General features: G+C 61.1%; 13 protein-coding genes and 1 tRNA gene. 9 read left to right on the forward strand and 5 right to left on the reverse strand.

What is annotated here, in order from left to right:
- The first annotated feature begins 166 nt into the window (after positions 1-166).
- Positions 167-2,056 (forward strand): propionyl-CoA synthetase, encoded by a 1,890-nt coding sequence (locus tag HU725_RS08345; protein WP_186476818.1) that lies wholly within the window; start codon positions 167-169, stop codon positions 2,054-2,056.
- A gap of 533 nt (positions 2,057-2,589) precedes the next feature.
- Here the strand turns inward: HU725_RS08345 and zapE are convergent.
- Positions 2,590-3,663 carry a cell division protein ZapE gene (gene zapE / locus HU725_RS08350; RefSeq protein WP_186476819.1) on the reverse strand — a complete coding sequence of 358 codons (1,074 nt, stop codon included), beginning with the start codon at positions 3,661-3,663 and terminating at the stop codon, positions 2,590-2,592.
- 165 nt (positions 3,664-3,828) lie between these two features.
- Entirely contained in the window at positions 3,829-4,071 is a 243-nt protein-coding gene (locus HU725_RS08355; protein WP_060476806.1) for a DUF465 domain-containing protein, read from the reverse strand.
- Positions 4,072-4,340: 269 nt separating this feature from the next.
- Here HU725_RS08355 and HU725_RS08360 point away from each other — a divergent pair.
- Positions 4,341-4,415 (forward strand) — tRNA-Gln (locus tag HU725_RS08360).
- Positions 4,416-4,552: 137 nt separating this feature from the next.
- Here HU725_RS08360 and HU725_RS08365 read toward each other — a convergent pair.
- The 3 genes from HU725_RS08365 to HU725_RS08375 are packed head-to-tail and all read right to left on the reverse strand — an operon-like array spanning position 4,553 to position 9,679.
- Positions 4,553-6,940 (reverse strand): PAS domain-containing hybrid sensor histidine kinase/response regulator, encoded by a 2,388-nt coding sequence (locus tag HU725_RS08365; protein ID WP_186476820.1) that lies wholly within the window; start codon positions 6,938-6,940, stop codon positions 4,553-4,555.
- Positions 6,941-6,953: 13 nt separating this feature from the next.
- Complete coding sequence (locus tag HU725_RS08370; protein WP_186476821.1) at positions 6,954-7,415, reverse strand: response regulator; 462 nt, start codon at positions 7,413-7,415, stop codon at positions 6,954-6,956.
- A 14-nt stretch (positions 7,416-7,429) separates the two neighbouring features.
- Positions 7,430-9,679, reverse strand: coding sequence for an ATP-binding protein (locus HU725_RS08375; RefSeq protein WP_186476822.1), 2,250 nt, complete (start codon positions 9,677-9,679; stop codon positions 7,430-7,432).
- A 268-nt stretch (positions 9,680-9,947) separates the two neighbouring features.
- Between HU725_RS08375 and HU725_RS08380 the strand changes: the two genes are divergently transcribed.
- The 7 genes from HU725_RS08380 to HU725_RS08410 all read left to right on the forward strand — a co-directional run bounded on the left by HU725_RS08380 (position 9,948) and on the right by HU725_RS08410 (position 16,280).
- Positions 9,948-10,475: a Csu type fimbrial protein gene (locus tag HU725_RS08380; protein WP_186476823.1), complete on the forward strand. Its 528-nt coding sequence runs from the start codon at positions 9,948-9,950 to the stop codon at positions 10,473-10,475.
- Between the two features lie 30 nt (positions 10,476-10,505).
- On the forward strand, positions 10,506-11,042 hold the full coding sequence (locus tag HU725_RS08385) for a Csu type fimbrial protein (RefSeq protein ID WP_060476809.1): 537 nt from the start codon (positions 10,506-10,508) through the stop codon (positions 11,040-11,042).
- Between the two features lie 19 nt (positions 11,043-11,061).
- Positions 11,062-11,595, forward strand: a complete 534-nt coding sequence (locus HU725_RS08390; RefSeq protein ID WP_186476824.1) for a Csu type fimbrial protein — start codon at positions 11,062-11,064, stop codon at positions 11,593-11,595.
- 3 nt (positions 11,596-11,598) lie between these two features.
- Positions 11,599-12,102 carry a Csu type fimbrial protein gene (locus tag HU725_RS08395; protein ID WP_186476825.1) on the forward strand — a complete coding sequence of 168 codons (504 nt, stop codon included), beginning with the start codon at positions 11,599-11,601 and terminating at the stop codon, positions 12,100-12,102.
- Positions 12,103-12,141: 39 nt separating this feature from the next.
- Positions 12,142-12,918 (forward strand): fimbrial biogenesis chaperone, encoded by a 777-nt coding sequence (locus tag HU725_RS08400; RefSeq protein ID WP_186476826.1) that lies wholly within the window; start codon positions 12,142-12,144, stop codon positions 12,916-12,918.
- A 96-nt stretch (positions 12,919-13,014) separates the two neighbouring features.
- On the forward strand, positions 13,015-15,321 hold the full coding sequence (locus HU725_RS08405; RefSeq protein WP_225915536.1) for a fimbria/pilus outer membrane usher protein: 2,307 nt from the start codon (positions 13,015-13,017) through the stop codon (positions 15,319-15,321).
- On the forward strand, positions 15,318-16,280 hold the full coding sequence (locus HU725_RS08410; RefSeq protein WP_186476828.1) for a Csu type fimbrial protein: 963 nt from the start codon (positions 15,318-15,320) through the stop codon (positions 16,278-16,280). The genes HU725_RS08405 and HU725_RS08410 overlap by 4 nt, the downstream gene beginning before the upstream one ends.
- The last annotated feature ends 1 nt before the right edge of the window (position 16,281 follow it).

A 16,281-nucleotide genomic window follows, 5' to 3' on the forward strand; every position in this document is an offset into this window, starting at 1 on the left:
CGTTGGTGGGGGGGCTATTCTAGAAGCTTTGCACTGATTCAGGGCAATTTAGGCCTGTCTGCAAATTTGCAGGTCGGTTGTGACTTTAGTCCCATGGCAGCCTTGGTGTAGCGGGCCATACTCGTTGTTCGCCCCTCAATAACAACAAGTACCGGGTTCCACCACGATGACCTACCAGCACAGCTATGCCCAGTCCATTAACGACCCAGCCGCCTTCTGGGCCGAACAGGCCCAATCATTGGCCTGGTACCGCGCCCCCTCGCTGATTTTGCAAGGCAACCCAGATGGCACCCATCGCTGGTTTGCCGACGGCCGCTTGAACAGCTGCTACCTGGCCCTGGACCGGCAAATTGAACTGGGCCGCGGCGAGCAACTGGCGCTGATCTACGATTCGCCCGTCACGGGCGTACAGCAGACCTATACCTATAACCACCTGCGCGATGAAGTGGCGCGCCTGGCTGGGCTGTTACAGCAGTTGGGCGTTGGCAAGGGCGATGGCGTGATCATCTACATGCCGATGGTGCCCCAAGCGGCCATGGCCATGCTGGCCTGCGCGCGGATCGGCGCGGTACATTCGGTGGTATTCGGCGGCTTTGCCGCCAATGAACTGGCCCTGCGCATCGACGATGCGCGCCCAGCGCTGTTGCTCACTGCCTCCTGCGGGCTGGAGTTCGATCGGGTGGTGGAATACAAACCGCTGGTGGACCGCGCGTTGCAGTTGGCACGCCATCAACCTCGCAAGGTGCTGGTGCTGCAGAGGCCACAGGCTTTGGCGCAACTGCAATCGGAACGTGATCTGGACTGGCAACAGGCATTGGCCACTGCCGAACCCGTAGCCCCGGTAGCTCTGGATGCCGGCGATCCGCTCTACATCATGTATACCTCAGGCACCACTGGCAAACCCAAGGGTATCGTCCGGGAAAACGGTGGCAACGCAGTGGCGCTCTGCTACGCGATGCGTCATATCTACGGCATGCAAGCGGGTGATGTGTGGTGGGGCATTTCCGATGTCGGCTGGGTGGTCGGGCATTCGTTGATCGTCTATGGGCCGTTGATGAGCGGCTGTACCACGGTGTTCTACGAGGGCAAGCCGATTCGCACGCCGGATGCTTCGGCGTACTGGCGGGTGGTTGAACAGTACAAGGTCAATGCCTTGTTCTGCGCACCGACCGCCATGCGGGCAATCCGCAAAGAAGACCCGGAGGGCGAACTGATCCGCAAGCATGATCTGGGCTCGCTGCGCCAGCTGTTCCTGGCGGGTGAGAAGCTCGACTCCAGCACCCACCAGTGGCTGGAGCAGGTCACCGGCAAGGCGGTGCATGATCATTGGTGGCAGACTGAAACCGGCTGGCCGGTGACTGCACCTTGCGTGGGGCTCGAGGGCAGTGCAGCGCGGCCAGGTTCGAGCAATCGAGCGGTGCCTGGCTACCATGTGCGGGTGCTGGATGACGAAGGGCATACACTTGGCGCTGATCAACACGGGGCCATCGTCATAACCCTGCCACTGCCGCCTGGTTGCAGCCAAACACTGTGGGGCGACCACGAGCGTTACCTGCAGGCTTATCTGCAGACCTACCCAGGTTATTACCATACCGGTGACGGCGGTTACCTGGACGAGGACGGCTTTGTCTACATCATGGGGCGCACCGATGACGTGATCAACGTGTCTGGCCACCGGCTGTCAACGGGGGAGATGGAGGACTTGGTCGCTCGCCACCCGGCAGTGGCCGAGTGCGCGGTCATCGGGGTGCATGATGAGATCAAGGGCCAAGTGCCGCTTGCGCTGGTGGTGCTCAAGGATGGTGAGCGCATCACCCAGGCGCAGCTGTTGGCCGAGTTGGTGGGCAGTGTACGAGAGCAGATTGGCGCGCTGGCGTGCTTCAATCGAGTACGGCTGGTCAAACGCTTGCCCAAGACGCGCTCGGGCAAGATCCTGCGGGCGGTGTTGCGCAAGATCGCCGATGGGCAGGCGTATGTGCCTCCTTCCACACTCGATGACCCGGCCGTGTTGATGGAGATCGAGACCGTGCTGGCAGACCTGCCCAGGGCCGGATGAAGCCTGGGCCTCGTCGTCCCTGGATACTCGGCTCGCTCGGTGAGCGGGCCGAGTATCCAGGGCTGGCCCTAGAGCGGATAGCGAGCGATGAATGTCGAGCCCCTGATCTCGATAACCTGCTGATATGCATGTTCGGTGACCAGCATGCTCTGACTGCGCGGGTAACTCGGTGTCAGCAGCCACTCTCGGTCGCCAAAGTCAGTATCGACCTGGCCATTGTGCTAGAGCCGCAAAATGGCTACAGGCACTTCACCCGTTAAGAAAAAGGCTTGAACGAAAGCCACTAACACCACCATGAGCAAATTCAGCTAAACCGAGTGGTCGATCGAGCGCGCCTCGGTGGAAAACCACGGCATTTGCGTCATTGAAGCTCTGATCAGGTCTACCATTCAAATGACCACATGACCATCAGCGGTGAGTTTCGTCAACACCATGGTCGGCTTACGCTGCGCGTCTTCTGATGGAAGGGAGCAGTAGTGGTGTCTGCTGGTAGAACAGACAGTTACCCAGTTATCCGCTAGGGTCGCCGACAATCACGCAGGGCCCAGCTGTTTCAACTGCCCCAACCGGCTGCGCGTGCGCATGAGATCGGCTAATGGACCCTCCAGGCTCTGCGTCAGGGGCCGCTTACCAATGACCGTAAGCTGCCGATCTTGGTCATACAGCACATCCACCAGGTTGACGAAGCGCTGCTGCGCCGCCAGTGAGCATTGCGCCAGGTCATCCAGCCCATCGATGATCCACTCATCGTACTGCGCGGCCATTACCAGATAATCGATGACCGCCGTGGCTTTTTCGCATACATCATCAAAAGCCAGCATCACCCTGCGGCCCTCGACGGCCAGAGCGCGCAAAGGGCGCTTATTCACTTCCAGCAGCAATGGTTGAGCCTCTGGTAGGTTCAACGCTTTGCGCTGCATCCCATCGCCCGGCCACACAAAATGCCCTTGGGTGAAACGTTGCTGTTCGCGGTTGGCCGGCAGGCTGCGCAAATCGATGTCGCCACCGACCTCAAGCACTTGCATCGAACTGTTGATCAGGCGGATCACCGGCAGGAACCGCTCGTGGTACAGCGGATTGGGTAGCAGACCTTCAGGGGCGTAGTTGGACGTTAACAAGACGAAAATGCCGCGGGCGAACAGCGCGTTGAACAGCCGGGTCAGCAGCATTGCATCGCCGATGTCATGCACATGGAATTCGTCGAAGCACAGCACCTGGCAGTCGCCCAGCAATTGGTCCAAGGTTGCGCCCAGCGCATCGCCCAGTTGGCGGTGCTGGTGCATGCCTTGGTGCAGGCGAGCGAAGAAGTCGTGGAAATGCAGACGACGCTTGTTTGTCACCGGCACTGCCTCGAAAAAACCATCGAGCAGCCAGCTCTTGCCGCGGCCCACCGCGCCGTACAGATAAAGGCTGCGCGGCTTGCCGTTTTGCAGCTGCGCAAGCTGCCTGGCCATGCTGTCGATGACCATGCGCTGACCGTCACTGAGCTGGTAGCCACGGCTGCGCGCCTTCTGCTCGAACCAGCTGAGCAGTTCACCGGGGTTGGACGACGCACCGCGCAAACGCTGGCCGAGCTGGCGCAGCGGGGAAGGGATCCAGGCAGACAAAAGCGAAGCTCCTTGGGCAAAGACCGGGCAGCGTGCAGCTTGCCCCAGGGCAGCATTTTTGACCAATAGATAAAATGGCGTGCAGTGATCGACGGGGGAGATCAATCGGCGCAGCAAACACAGGCCAGCGCCGTGGGCCGGCGCTGGCGCTACCGCAGAAGTCGCTCAGGCCTTGCGCTCTAGCTGGCGCTCGATCATGTATTTCAAGGCCAGGCGGCGCTCCTTCAACCGACGTAGATCTTCATCGACGAAATTGCCAGCGGAGATCGCTTCGGCTGCCAATACTTGGTTATCGATGTCCACATACTCGTCGAGCAAGCGGTCCAGGTCTTTGTCGGCCTGGCGCCTTTGCTGGACGATTTCTCGTGGGTAGTGCAGGTCTTGATAGAGATCGTGTGAAACAGGCATGAGGGCCTCCTTGGTCAATGCAGTTCGCTTAATGGATTGGAAGGAGGCAAAACGAATGTGTTGAAGCAGGGCATTAAAAAAAGCGACGGATGGTAGCCTGAATGTGCATTGGAATCGGTAAAAGCACTAACTTGCTGTTTTAAAGCATTTTTTTTCAACCGGGGGCTTCACAGGCATGCGCTTTGTTGTTAAAGTGCGCGCATTCCACGGCAACAAGCCAGTTGTCATTAAGTTGGAATGGTCAGAGCAGCATCAGCTGCATCCGATACAGGGGCGTCGCCAAGCGGTAAGGCAGCAGGTTTTGATCCTGCCATGCGTTGGTTCGAATCCAGCCGCCCCTGCCATTTTCTCTAATCCAGTATCCTATTCAATTCAGTGCAGGTGACTATCGGCGCTGAGTTTCTGCGTTTGCGCTGTTCGGCACCGTTGGCAGCTGGGGCGCAGTCGCCCCCCAGCAAGCCAGCCAGTTTTTATCGCAACGCTACGGGTTCAGGCGCAGCACGTCGCTGAGTACCCTGGCAAGCTCATCCGCCTGCACCGGCTTCTGCAGCACCAGACTGCCAGGCAGCTCAAGTCCTTCGAGCTCTGCATACCCAGTCAGAAATACCACGGGCAACTGCGGGTGTCGTTGGCGCGCCGCCAGAGCCAATTGTCCGCCGTTGAATTCGGGCATGGCAAAGTCGGTCAGCAGCAGGTCGATATCGTCGTCCAACAGGGCCAACGCCTGTTCCCCACTGTGCGCCTGGCGGACCTCGTAGCCATACTGGCGTAACACGTCACCGAGCATGTCGCGCACCAAGTGATCGTCGTCTACCAGCAACACCGTGCGGTCCCGTCCGCTGTCATCGATCGGTTGGCTGATGGCTTGCGGGGCAGGGTCTGCATCGACTTCGTGCTTCACTGCCGGTAGATAAACAGCAACTTGGGTACCATGGCCTGGCTCGGTATCAATGCGCACTCCGCCCCCGGATTGCTTGGCAAAGCCAAATACCTGAGCTAACCCAAGCCCAGAGCCTTTGCCGATATCCTTGGTGGTGAAGAACGGCTCGAACACCTTGGCCAACACCTCCTCGCTCATGCCACAGCCTGTATCGCGAATGCTCAGCATCACATACTCGCCCGGTTCCGGGTCTTCGGGACGGTGAGGACGAGCCTTGACTCGCGTGTTGCGAGTCGACAGGGTCAACTGGCCACCTTCGGGCATGGCGTCACGTGCGTTGATCGCCAGGTTGAGAATGATCATCTCGGTCTGGGTGGGGTCGGTCAGCGCGTGCCATAGGCTGTGATCAAGGTCCAGGCGTACTAGGATGTTGCCACCCAAGGTGCGGCTCAACAGTTCTTCCAGGCCGGTCAAAGTACGATTGAGGTTCAACGGCACCGGTTCCAGGCGCTGGCGACGGGAAAAGGCGAGCAGTTGCGACGTCAGCTTGGCGCCGCGCTCGCCGGCTTCGCGGATATGCGTCAGGCGGCTGCGAGCCTTGTCGACATCCGCCTTGGCCAGATCGCGTTCAAGGAAGCTGGCTCCAGTGAGAATGACCGTGAGCAGATTGTTGAAGTCGTGGGCCACACCTGCGGTCAGCTGACCGACAGCCTCAAGCCGTTGCATCTGCTGCAGCGCCGCCTCGATGCGTTCACGCTCGGTGATCTGCTCGCGCAGGCGTGTGTTGGCTTGCGCAAGGCCCAAAGCGCTTTCTCGCTCGCTGGTAATATCGCGAGCCACCACGTAGAGCAAGGTGTCTTCCGGCACCACCACCCAGGACAGCCAACGCAACTGGCCTCCGGCGTGCTGAATGCGACCAACGAACCGCGCACTGGTGCGCCCGTGCGCAAGAGCACCCAGCTCGCTGAGCAATGCTTGCTGGTCTGCGTCTGGCAGCAGGTGCAGCAGCGAGGCCTGGCTCAGGCGCTCGCGAGAAAAGCCCAGGCTGGCTTCCCAGGCTGGGTTGAGCGCTACAGGCGTCAGGTCTTTGTTGAGCACGGCAAGCAGGTCCTGGGACAACTCCCAGGCGCGGTCCCGTTCTCGGGTACGGCGCTCGACGCGTTCGCCCAGCATTTCGTTGAGCTGCTTGAGCGCCTGGGTTGCCTGGCGCTGAGTGTGAATGTCCTGCAGCACCCCAGAAAACCGCGTGCACTGCCCGTCGTAAAACTGGGCCTGGCCGCTGCTGAGCAGCCAGCGCGGCTCCATACCGTTGGGTTCGGCGGTACGGAACTCGACCCGGTATATCCCGTCGCTGTCCGGGCGCATGGCCTGCTCCACGGCTTCGCGCACTTTAGCCAGGTCCTCGTGGTAAATACCGGCATAGAAGACATCCAGGTCCATTTCCGTTTCGGGCGGCAAACCGAACAGAGCCTTGCAGCGATTATCCCAGACCAGCAGCCCTTGCTGTGGGCGCAAATCCCACGTGCCCATGCCAGCAGCATCGATGGCGATGCGCGCCCGAGCTTCGACATCGGCCAAGGCTTCTTCGGCGTAACGCCGGCGCTGGCGTTCATGCACTTCGGTGAGGGCCCGACGCACGGCCTTTGGCAGCAGCGGCAAGTTTTTCTTCAAGACATAATCGGTAGCGCCCAGGCGGATCATCTCCACCGCATGTTCTTCCCCGTAGATGCCCGAAAGAAAGATGAACGGGGTGTCAGGGGCCAAGCGTTGGGCGATGGCCAACACATCGGTGCCGGAGGAGCCGGGCAGCACGCAGTCGCACAGGATCAGGTCGAAGCTGGCCTGATGCAGGGCTTGCTCGACGCCAATGTGGTCGAACACCAGTTGTGACTGCACCTGCAGCCCGCTGCGTTCCAGGCGCATCAGGGTCAGCTCGGCATCCATCGAGCTGTCTTCGACCATCAACAATTTCAGCGGTTTGGACAACATCTGTAAGCGCGCCTCAGTGGCTGCCACGGCGGTTAAGGCGCAGCGAGCCGGGTGGCGGCTCATTGAGCACCGCCCAGAATATGCCCAGGTCGGAAATCGCCGCGACGAACTCTTTGAACTCTACTGGTTTGACCACGTAGGCGTTGACGCCGAGCTCGTAGGCACGCAGCAGGTCCGGCTCTTCTCTCGAAGAAGTCAGCATTACCGTCGGAATACTGCGAAGTTCAGGCGTGTTGCGTACGGCTTTGAGTACTTCCAGGCCATCGATTTTCGGCAGTTTCAGGTCCAGCAGCAGCACTGCGGGGTTGCCGTCGTCGCGATCGACGTAGGCATTGCGGCGTAACAGGTAATCGAGGGCATCGGCACCGTCACGCAGGACGATGACCTCGTTGGCCAACTGGCTGCGCTCCAGGGCCAGGAGCGTCAGCTCCAGGTCCCGGGGGTTGTCTTCGACCAGCAGGATGGGCTTGAGCATGTTAATAAAGTGCCTCAGGTAGTTGCCGGGTGACGGGGCAGTGTGAAGTGGAAGCTAGCGCCCTGGTCGACCTGGCCTACGGCCCAGACTCGCCCATCATGACGCTCGATGATCCGCCGCACACTGGCCAGGCCGATTCCGGTGCCTTCGAAGTCTTCCATACGGTGCAAACGTTGGAACACCCCGAACAGTTTGTTGGCGTAGGCCATATCGAATCCTACACCATTGTCTCGGATGCTGATCTCGGTTTCGCTAGCGTGCTGGTAGGCACGCATCTCGATGTGTGCAGGCTCACGGCCGCGGGTATATTTGATCGCGTTGGCGATCAGGTTATGCAACGCCAGGTTGATGAAGGCCGGGTCGGCGATCACCTTGGGCAGCGGTGCAATGTCCCAGATGATCTCGCGGCCTTCGTAATCAGGCGCAAGCTCCTGGCGAATGGTGTCGACCAGGGCATTGAGGTCGACATCCGCCAGGCGCAGGGCCGAGCGACCCATCTGGGAAAAGTTGAGCAGGTTGTCGACCAGGCTGCCAGCAAAATGCGCAGCCTCTTCGATGTGCTTGAGAAAACGGGTGCCACGTTCACTCAAATGCTGGCCTTCGATTTCGCCAAGCAATTCGGTATAGCCGGCGATATGCCGTAATGGCGCGCGTAGGTCGTGGGACACGCTGTAGGAAAAGGCTTCAAGTTCCTTGTTCGAGCGGCGTAGCTCATTGGCCATTTGCGCCATCTCCTCGGCTTTGCGCAAAACAATGCCCAGAACCGAGGTGCGCAGTTCGAGCACGCCTTCCAGTATCTGTGGGGACCACGGCTGGGAATAACCACTGATCTGCTCCTGCCAGCGCTCAAAACTATGCCGCGGATTCAGTGCGCCCTGTGGGCCAATTTGCTTGTCCGGACGCCCGGCCCATTGGACTGTGCGCACCTGCTCGGGGCGGAACCAGACAAGGTAATGCGAATGGATCTGCGAGATGGCCACCGCCAGTACGCCCCCGGCGTGGGCTGCAAGCTCGGGGAGCTCATCGATGTCGCGGCGCACGTTGTTGGTATGAAAAACGGTCAGGCCGGCGCGTTGGCCCAGCCAGTGCACCAGGGCGTTGACTTGCGCTGCCGGCGGCGTTTGGCCGATCAGGTCGCAACGTTCAGCACTGATAACTGCGGCGCCGTTGGCTCCGGCGAACTCCAGCAGTACCTCGGGTAGTTCACGCAAGCCATCACTGACACTGTCGTGATCGGCCATCGATGAGATCATGCTTACGATGTGCTGACGCAGCTCCAGTAACCGGCTGGTATTGGCGTGAGATTCGCGTGTTTCGATCTGCAGCGATAACACGCTGGCCAACAGTTCGCAGGCGGTGCGAGTGCGAAATTCCACTGCCCGTGGCTGCGCGTGATGGCAGGAAATGAGTCCCCAGAGCTGGCCATCCACCACGATCGAAAGCGACATTGATGCAAGCGTGCCCATGTTGCGCATGTACTGCAGGTGCACGGGCGAAACGCTACGCAGCGCGGCAAAGCTCATGTCCAGGGCCTTGCCAGTGCGCGGGTTGAGGGCTGGTAGCAGTGCTGAAGCTTGGTAATTGGCATCCTCGATCACGCGGATGCGGCTTACCCGATACAGCTCCCGGGCCTGGCGGGGGATGTCGGCAGCAGGGAAGTGCAGGCCCAGGTACTGCGGATAACCCTCGTCAGCCAGTTCCGCCAGTACCTGGCCATTGCCCTCGGTGTCGAAACGGTAGGCTTTGACCCGACCAAAGCCGGTTATGCGTTTGACCTGTACGACACACTCATGCAGCAATTGCTCGAGGCTGTCTGCATTGTGCAGGCTGCTGACGAATCCACGGACCAGAGGGTAGTAGTCGCTCTGGTCGGCCAGGCCGGCAGGCTGGCGAAAAGGTTCGAACTCGGCGATCAGTACTTGGTCATGGCGGTGGGCGAGCAGGCGTAGCGCTTCGTTGCAAGGAGCCCCATGGCGCAGGGACACATCACCGATATGAAACGGAAAGGGCTCATCTATGGATAAGCGCTGAAGATGGGAGCGTAGATCGAAACTGTCACTGATGACGTCGGCGAAGCGATGACCGATCAACTCCTGCGCCGGAACGCCTAGCCATTGTTCGGCGTTCTCGCTGGCTTGGAGCACTCGCAGGTCTTGCTCGTCCAGCACCAGAAGAAAGCCGTGGGGCTGGATGCTGCCGGGCACCTGGATCGGTTCTTGTGCGCAGCGCTCGACAGCAGCGGCGAGGGCAGTGTCTGCAGTCATCAATGGACGCTCCTGTGATGTTTCTTCCATGCATGACGCATGCGGTATCAGCCAAGTATTGGCCACAGAGCACGGTAACAGAATATGCGGCGCTTTACCGCTTCATGCTTATTGGATGGACTGAAAGATCAGGGGTTCGGCGGGGCACAAAATTTCTTGGTGGCGGGATAGCGCTTTGGGCTTAGTCGCAAAGAGTGGCGTCTAGCCACCACTGTTTAGTCTCCTGCTGCTACGCTCAATTACACGATATGGAAACAGGAACAATCCAGTGACGGAACGCTTGATAGCCGCGCTGTTTGGCCTGCTGTTGAGCAGTAGTGCCATGGCGGCGGATTTCCAAGTAGAGGTGCGGGTACTGGTGCAGCGTGGCTGCATGCTGGTTGCCCAGCAGCGCGATGCGGGCGCTCAGGCCCTGGGGTTGATCGACTTGGGGGTCGCATCGCGCCTGGACGGCAAGAACGCCCCGCTCAGCGGTGCATTGCTTACCCAGCGCCCGCCACGGCTGGAGTGCAACCCCGACACGCTCTATCAGGTGCGTGTCGACGGTGGCCAGCATGGTGGTGCTGGTGAGTTGCGCTTTCTCGCCAGCGAAGACGCGCAGGCCAAGCCGATCCCTTACCGGTTGTTTCGCGATGCCGCCTGGCGTGAGCCTGTGAGCGTCGATGAGCCCAATGCAGCACGGGTGCCAGATACGGGTACCGTCGAGTTGCCGCTATACGCGCGGATCGACAACCTGGCATGGGTACCCCGCGCCGGGCAGTACACCGACCTACTCAAAGTTACCGTCACTTGGTAGCGAGGCCAACATGTACAGGGATGTCATGTCATGAACCGCACTTCGCTTCTGCTTTTGGGTCTTGGCCCGCTGTTGCTACCTAGCGGTGTGGCGCATGGCACCGCCACTGGGTTCATCCAAGCGCGCTTGGTGATCAGCGCCGCCTGCCAGGTCAATAGCGGCGATCAGCCGCCAGCCACATTGAGCAACCCTGGCCTGATGGATTTTGGTGAACGCGGCCCGAATTGGGATACGCCACTGCGCAGCCGGGTTGACGAAGCGGGTGCCGAAGGCAGCCTGCAGATCAGCTGCACGCCCGAGGTGCGGGCATTCAACGTGCGGATCAATGGCGGCCTCAATGGCGACGATGGCGTGCGCCGGCTCAGCAACGGTCGCGAAACCATTCCCTATCAGCTGGCCACAGACCCAGGTGGCAATAGTCGCTACGGCATCGGCGAGGCCCGCGCCTTCACCATCAGCAGTACCGAGCAGATTCCCATACCGATTTTCGGCGTAGTGGTGGCACAACCCCGCGCACTCCCGGCCGGGCTGTACCGCGACACCCTGAGAGTGACCCTGGACTGGTAGACGACGCAAGGAGACTCCGATGCGAACGACTTTCACCCGCTGCATGCTCGCCTGCTTCGGCCTGGTTGCGACAGTTCACGCCCAAGCCGCCACCGTGACTGGCACCATCAGTTCCACGCTGACGCTGACCGCGGCGTGCCAGGTCAACGGCAGTACAGGCACCACGGGGTTGAACTTCGGCACCCTGAATTTCGGCACTGCCGATGCCCTGTTTTCGACGGTCAACGGCCAGGTATTGGGTGGCGGCGGCGCAGCGATGAGCATTCTCTGCTCAGCTGGCACAGTGCCGGTGATCAAAGTCCGCGCCGGAGCACATGATGGTCAGTCCACTGGGGGCACCCGTGCGTTGGCCGACGGTGCCGGCAACTACGTGCCTTATGACTTCTATACCGACGCTGGGCGCACCACGCTGTTGGCCATTGACGGCACCATTGCCCTGCCAACCAGTACCGGCGTTGCGCAAACCGTCAACCTGTACGGCCAGGCCCGGGGCAAAGCCGGTTTGCCGGCCGGTACCTATACCGACACAGTTGCTGTCGAGTTGTCGTTCTGAACCATGGGCAGGTGGCTCGGCGGGTGCCTGATCGGCGCTGGCCTGTTGTCGGCCGCGCCGCTGGATGCAGCTACTACCAGCAGCTTTCAGGTGAGTGCGCAAATCGTGGCTGGCTGCTTGGTGGTGGGCGCAGTGACCAGCTACGGGGTGCTCGACTATGGCACGCAATCGGCGTTGTCCACCGGCATCCTCAGTACCTCGATGGGCGGGACCACCGTAACGTTCCAATGCACGCCGGGGGTGGCTATGAGCATGAGCCTCGATGGCGGCCTGAACACTGCCAGCGGCACGCGCAACCTAAAGCGCAGCGGCGGCACACAGGTGCTTGCCTATCAGTTGTATCGGGACGCGGCCTACAGCCAGGCTTTGGGTATCGGCCAGAGCGTGACGGTGAATTACGCCGACGCGGCTGCCATCAAGTTGCCGGTGTATGGCCGCACCCAGTTGCCGGGCAATTTACCGGCTGGGACCTACACCGATGTCGTGCAAGTCACGGTCACCTGGTGAAGCTGCAGGGGCCTGGAACAACAAGCCAAGGAGAGCTGTATGGGGGTGTGGGCAAAGTGGGCGCAAGGTGTGTTGGGCCTGACACTCTTGGCGAGCCTGCCGATCAGGGCCGCTACATCGGTGTTGATCTGGCCGATCGACCCGGTGCTGGAAGCTGACCAGAAAGCCGGGGCATTGTGGCTGGAAAACCGTGGTTCGGCGCCTGCCAGCTTGCAGGTGCGGGTGTTCGCCTGGCGCCAGGGTGAGTATCAGGATCAGTATCAGGCCCAGCGCGAGATTATCGGCAGCCCACCAGTGGCCACCATTGCGCCAGGGCAGAAGCAACTGATTCGCCTAACCCGCACGGGTACGTCCCCGGTGGGCCAAGAGCAGTCCTATCGCATCATCATTGACGAAATCCCCACGCCCTTGCCGGCTGACACTACCGGCCAAGGTACCACGGCAGCTATTCGCCTGCAGATGCGGTACTCAGTGCCGCTGTTCGTATACGGCGAAGGGCTATGGGGCAAGGCCGACCCAGACGGCAAGCGCAACGCTGACGGCGTCGGCAAGCCACAGCTGAGCTGGCGCCCGGTCACGGTTCAAGGCAAGCCTTACGTTGAATTGCGCAACACCGGCCCCGTGCATGCGCGTTTGACCGATGTGGTGTTGCAGCAAGGCAGCCAAGCCAAGCCCATAGCCGAAGGCCTGCTCGGCTATGTGTTGCCAGGCGCCAGTATGCGTTGGCCTGCGCCGTTGGCGGCGACGCCTGGCGGCGCGATCAAGGGGAGGGTGAACGGCCAGGCAGCGGCCGAAGCGATTCGGCAAGGGCAATGAGTCGACTGCTGTATGAAAGGCAAGGGCCATGGAGGACCTGGCAATGGGCGGAGTCCATGTGTGAGCAGCCTGTTGCGGGCTTCGCGCCGTTGGTGCATGGGGTTGGCCTTGTTCGGCCCCTGGCTGGCGGCGGCCGAGGACCTGCCGCCCCCGCCCAGCGAAACGGCGGTGGTCAGCGATGCGACGCTGTACCTGGACCTGTTGGTGAACCAGATGCCCAGGGCTGAGCTGGTTGCGGTGGAGCAACGTGCCGGGCGCCTTTACCTGCAAAGCGAAGTGCTGCGCAGCGCAGGCGTCGCGCTGCCGGGTGATCCCCAGGGCGAGGTGGCGCTTGACGCTGTGCCGGGGCTGCATACCGATTACGATAGCCAGAACCAACGGCTGCTTTTACAGGTGCCGCCCGCCTGGCTTCCTGACCAGCAAGTGGGCGAGCGCGGGCTGTATCCAGCCAGCGAAGCGCGCAGCAGCTTTGGGGCTTTGTTCAACTATGACCTGTACCTGAACGACACCGACGACGGTGGCACCGACCTGGCGGCGTGGAATGAGCTTCGCCTTTTCGATAGCTGGGGCACTTTGTCGACTACCGGCCGATGGCGCCAGTCGTTCGATGGCGCGCAGCGGGCCAACAGCCGCCAAGGCTACCTGCGTTACGACACCACCTGGCGCTTCACCGACGAGCAGCGCCTGCTCACCGTGGACGCGGGCGACTTGGTCACCGGGGCATTGCCGTGGAGCAGCTCGGTGCGGGTCGGTGGCCTGCAAGTGTCTCGAGACTTTGGCGCGCGTCCCGACCTGGTTACCTACCCATTACCGGCATTTGCCGGTGAAGCGGCAGTGCCGACTTCGCTGGATCTGTTCATCAACGGCTACAAGTCCAGCACCACCGAATTGCAGCCTGGCCCTTATACCCTGACCAACGTGCCATTCATCAACGGCGCAGGCGAGGCGGTGGTGGTGACCACCGATGCCCTGGGTCGGCAGGTGTCCACCACCTTGCCTTTTTACGTCACCAGCAGCCTCCTGCAAAAGGGGCTTTCTGATTTTTCGCTGGCTGCCGGTAGCTTGCGGCGTGACTATGGCGTGAAGGATTTCGGCTATGGCGGCGGGGTGGCTTCGGCCAGCCTGCGCCATGGCCTGAGCGACACGTTCACCTTGGAAACCCATACAGAGGCCGCCGATTCGCTGGTGCTTGGGGGCGTGGGCGGCAACATGCGCCTGGGCACGTTCGGCGTGCTTAACGGGGCTTTGGCGCAAAGCCAGTTCGAAGGCGAGAAAGGCCATCAGGTCGCCGTTGGATACCAATACAACAGCCAGCGCTTGGGCTTCAACTACCAGCGTTTGCAACGCCATGGCGACTATGCCGACCTGACCCGGGTAGACACGCCCTATATGCTGCTGAGCCAGAGCAGCGAGCAAGCAACCCTGAGTGTGAACCTGGATCGCTTTGGCAGCGTCGGTGCCGGGTATTTCGACGTGCGTGCCGGTGACGGCACTCGCACCCGGCTCATCAACCTGAGTTGGAGCAAGCCACTGTGGGGCAACAGCAGCCTTTACCTGTCGGCCAACCGCGAAGTGACTGACAGCCAGTGGGCGGTGCAGGCGCAACTGGTGATCCCGTTCGACTTTGGCAGCACACTGGCCGTTAGCATGGAGCGCAGCAAGCAAGGGCAGCGCACGCAAAGGGTCAACTATAGCCGCGCAGTACCCGTCGGTGGGGGCGTTGGCTACAACCTTGGCTATGCAGGCGGTGATCGCGATGCCTATCGCCAGGCCGATGTTACTTGGCGCCTGCAGTCGGTGCAGCTGCAGGCCGGGGTGTATGGCAGCAGCGGGGAGATGACCCGCTGGGCCGATGCCAGCGGCTCGCTGGTGTGGATGGACGCTGGGGTTTTCGCAGCCAATCGAATCGATGACGCCTTCGTGGTGGTCAGCACCAACGGTTACGCCGATGTGCCAGTGAGGTACGAAAATCAGGATATAGGCCGCACGGATCGCAACGGTCATCTACTGGTGCCTTACAGCAGTGGCTACTACCGCGGCAAATATGAAATCGACCCGATGGGCTTGCCTCCCGATGTACTTGCCCCAGAGGTCGAGCAGCGGGTAGCGGTGCGCCGGGGCAGCGGCTACCTGCTTGAGTTCCCGCTCAGGCAAGTGCTTGCAGCGAGCATCGAACTGGTCGACGGCAATCAGCAACCGCTCAAACTGGGCAGCAAGGTCAGCCATCAGGAAAGTGGCAGTCAGGCGGTAGTCGGCTGGGATGGCCTGGTGTACCTGGAAAACTTGTCGCCACATAACCGCCTGCAGGTGACAGTGCAGGGCGGCGGGCCGTGCCAGGTGGAATTCGACCTACCGGAATCGGCCGGGTCGATACCGCTGATTGGTCCGCTGGTGTGCAGATGAAGCGCCTGTTGTGCAGTTTGCTCGTGCTGCTTCCCATGGGTTCGGCGTGGGCGCTGTGTGCCTCGGTGGCCGCCACGCCTGCGGCGTTCGGCTCCGTCAACTCGACCCTGGTACGCACTACGGTACAGAATGCCTCGAGTACAAACTCCGGGTTGCAGTGCACCGGCTCCTTGCTCACCTTGCTCAGTTCCGGGGACCACTTCTATGCCACCATCACCTCGGCCACCAATGGGCTGGTCGGCCCGACCGGCGATGTCATTCCCTACACGCTGTACGCTGACAACAGCACCAGCTACCCGATCACCCGCGGGGTGGCGTTCGACTTCGCCCGTAACGGCATCCTCGACGCGCTGGGGTTGTTGAGCGGGACCACCCCCAAGGCGGTGCCGCTGTACATGAAGACACAGATCGGCAGTAACGTAGCGGCCGGGGTCTATCAGGAAACCCTGACCGTCGCTTGGAGCTGGAACTACTGCTCCGGCATCGGTGCCTTGGGGGCTTGCCTAGGCCGCGATATCGGCAATGGTACCCAAACGATGACCATCAGTCTGACCGTTACCAATGACTGCCAGATCACTACCCCTGCCATCAACTTCGCCAGTGCCCCAGTGGTCGCCGGGTTCGCAAACGTAAGCCAGAGCCTGAGCCTGTCCTGCACCAAGGGCAGTGCTTACACGGTCGGTTTGAACGATGGTGAAAATGCCTCGGGCGGGCGACGGCGGATGAAGTCCGCGGCGGGCAACTTCCTGGCCTACGACATCTTCAAAAGTGCCGGGGCGGTGCGCTGGGGCTCGCTGGGCACCGCCCGGCGTTCAAGCAGCGATGCCGATGTCAACCCTGGAAACGGTACCGGCACGGGCAGCCAGGTTTTCAACTACAACGCCAGGGTCTACACCGACCAGGCCACACCGCCTGCGGGCAGCTACCTGGACAACGTGATCCTGGACGTTGCGTTCTAGG

Origin of the sequence: Pseudomonas promysalinigenes, from assembly GCF_014269025.2 — a bacterium.
GTDB classification, from domain to species: Bacteria; Pseudomonadota; Gammaproteobacteria; order Pseudomonadales; family Pseudomonadaceae; genus Aquipseudomonas; species Aquipseudomonas promysalinigenes.

Coding starts and splice junctions, on each gene's coding strand:
- HU725_RS08345 (WP_186476818.1), top strand. CDS start 167: ATGACCTACCAGCACAGCTATGCCCAGTCCATTAACGACCCAGCCGCC.
- HU725_RS08355 (WP_060476806.1), bottom strand. CDS start 4,071: ATGCCTGTTTCACACGATCTCTATCAAGACCTGCACTACCCACGAGAA.
- HU725_RS08365 (WP_186476820.1), bottom strand. CDS start 6,940: ATGTTGTCCAAACCGCTGAAATTGTTGATGGTCGAAGACAGCTCGATG.
- HU725_RS08370 (WP_186476821.1), bottom strand. CDS start 7,415: ATGCTCAAGCCCATCCTGCTGGTCGAAGACAACCCCCGGGACCTGGAG.
- HU725_RS08375 (WP_186476822.1), bottom strand. CDS start 9,679: ATGACTGCAGACACTGCCCTCGCCGCTGCTGTCGAGCGCTGCGCACAA.
- HU725_RS08385 (WP_060476809.1), top strand. CDS start 10,506: ATGAACCGCACTTCGCTTCTGCTTTTGGGTCTTGGCCCGCTGTTGCTA.
- HU725_RS08390 (WP_186476824.1), top strand. CDS start 11,062: ATGCGAACGACTTTCACCCGCTGCATGCTCGCCTGCTTCGGCCTGGTT.
- HU725_RS08395 (WP_186476825.1), top strand. CDS start 11,599: ATGGGCAGGTGGCTCGGCGGGTGCCTGATCGGCGCTGGCCTGTTGTCG.
- HU725_RS08400 (WP_186476826.1), top strand. CDS start 12,142: ATGGGGGTGTGGGCAAAGTGGGCGCAAGGTGTGTTGGGCCTGACACTC.
- HU725_RS08405 (WP_225915536.1), top strand. CDS start 13,015: ATGGGGTTGGCCTTGTTCGGCCCCTGGCTGGCGGCGGCCGAGGACCTG.
- HU725_RS08410 (WP_186476828.1), top strand. CDS start 15,318: ATGAAGCGCCTGTTGTGCAGTTTGCTCGTGCTGCTTCCCATGGGTTCG.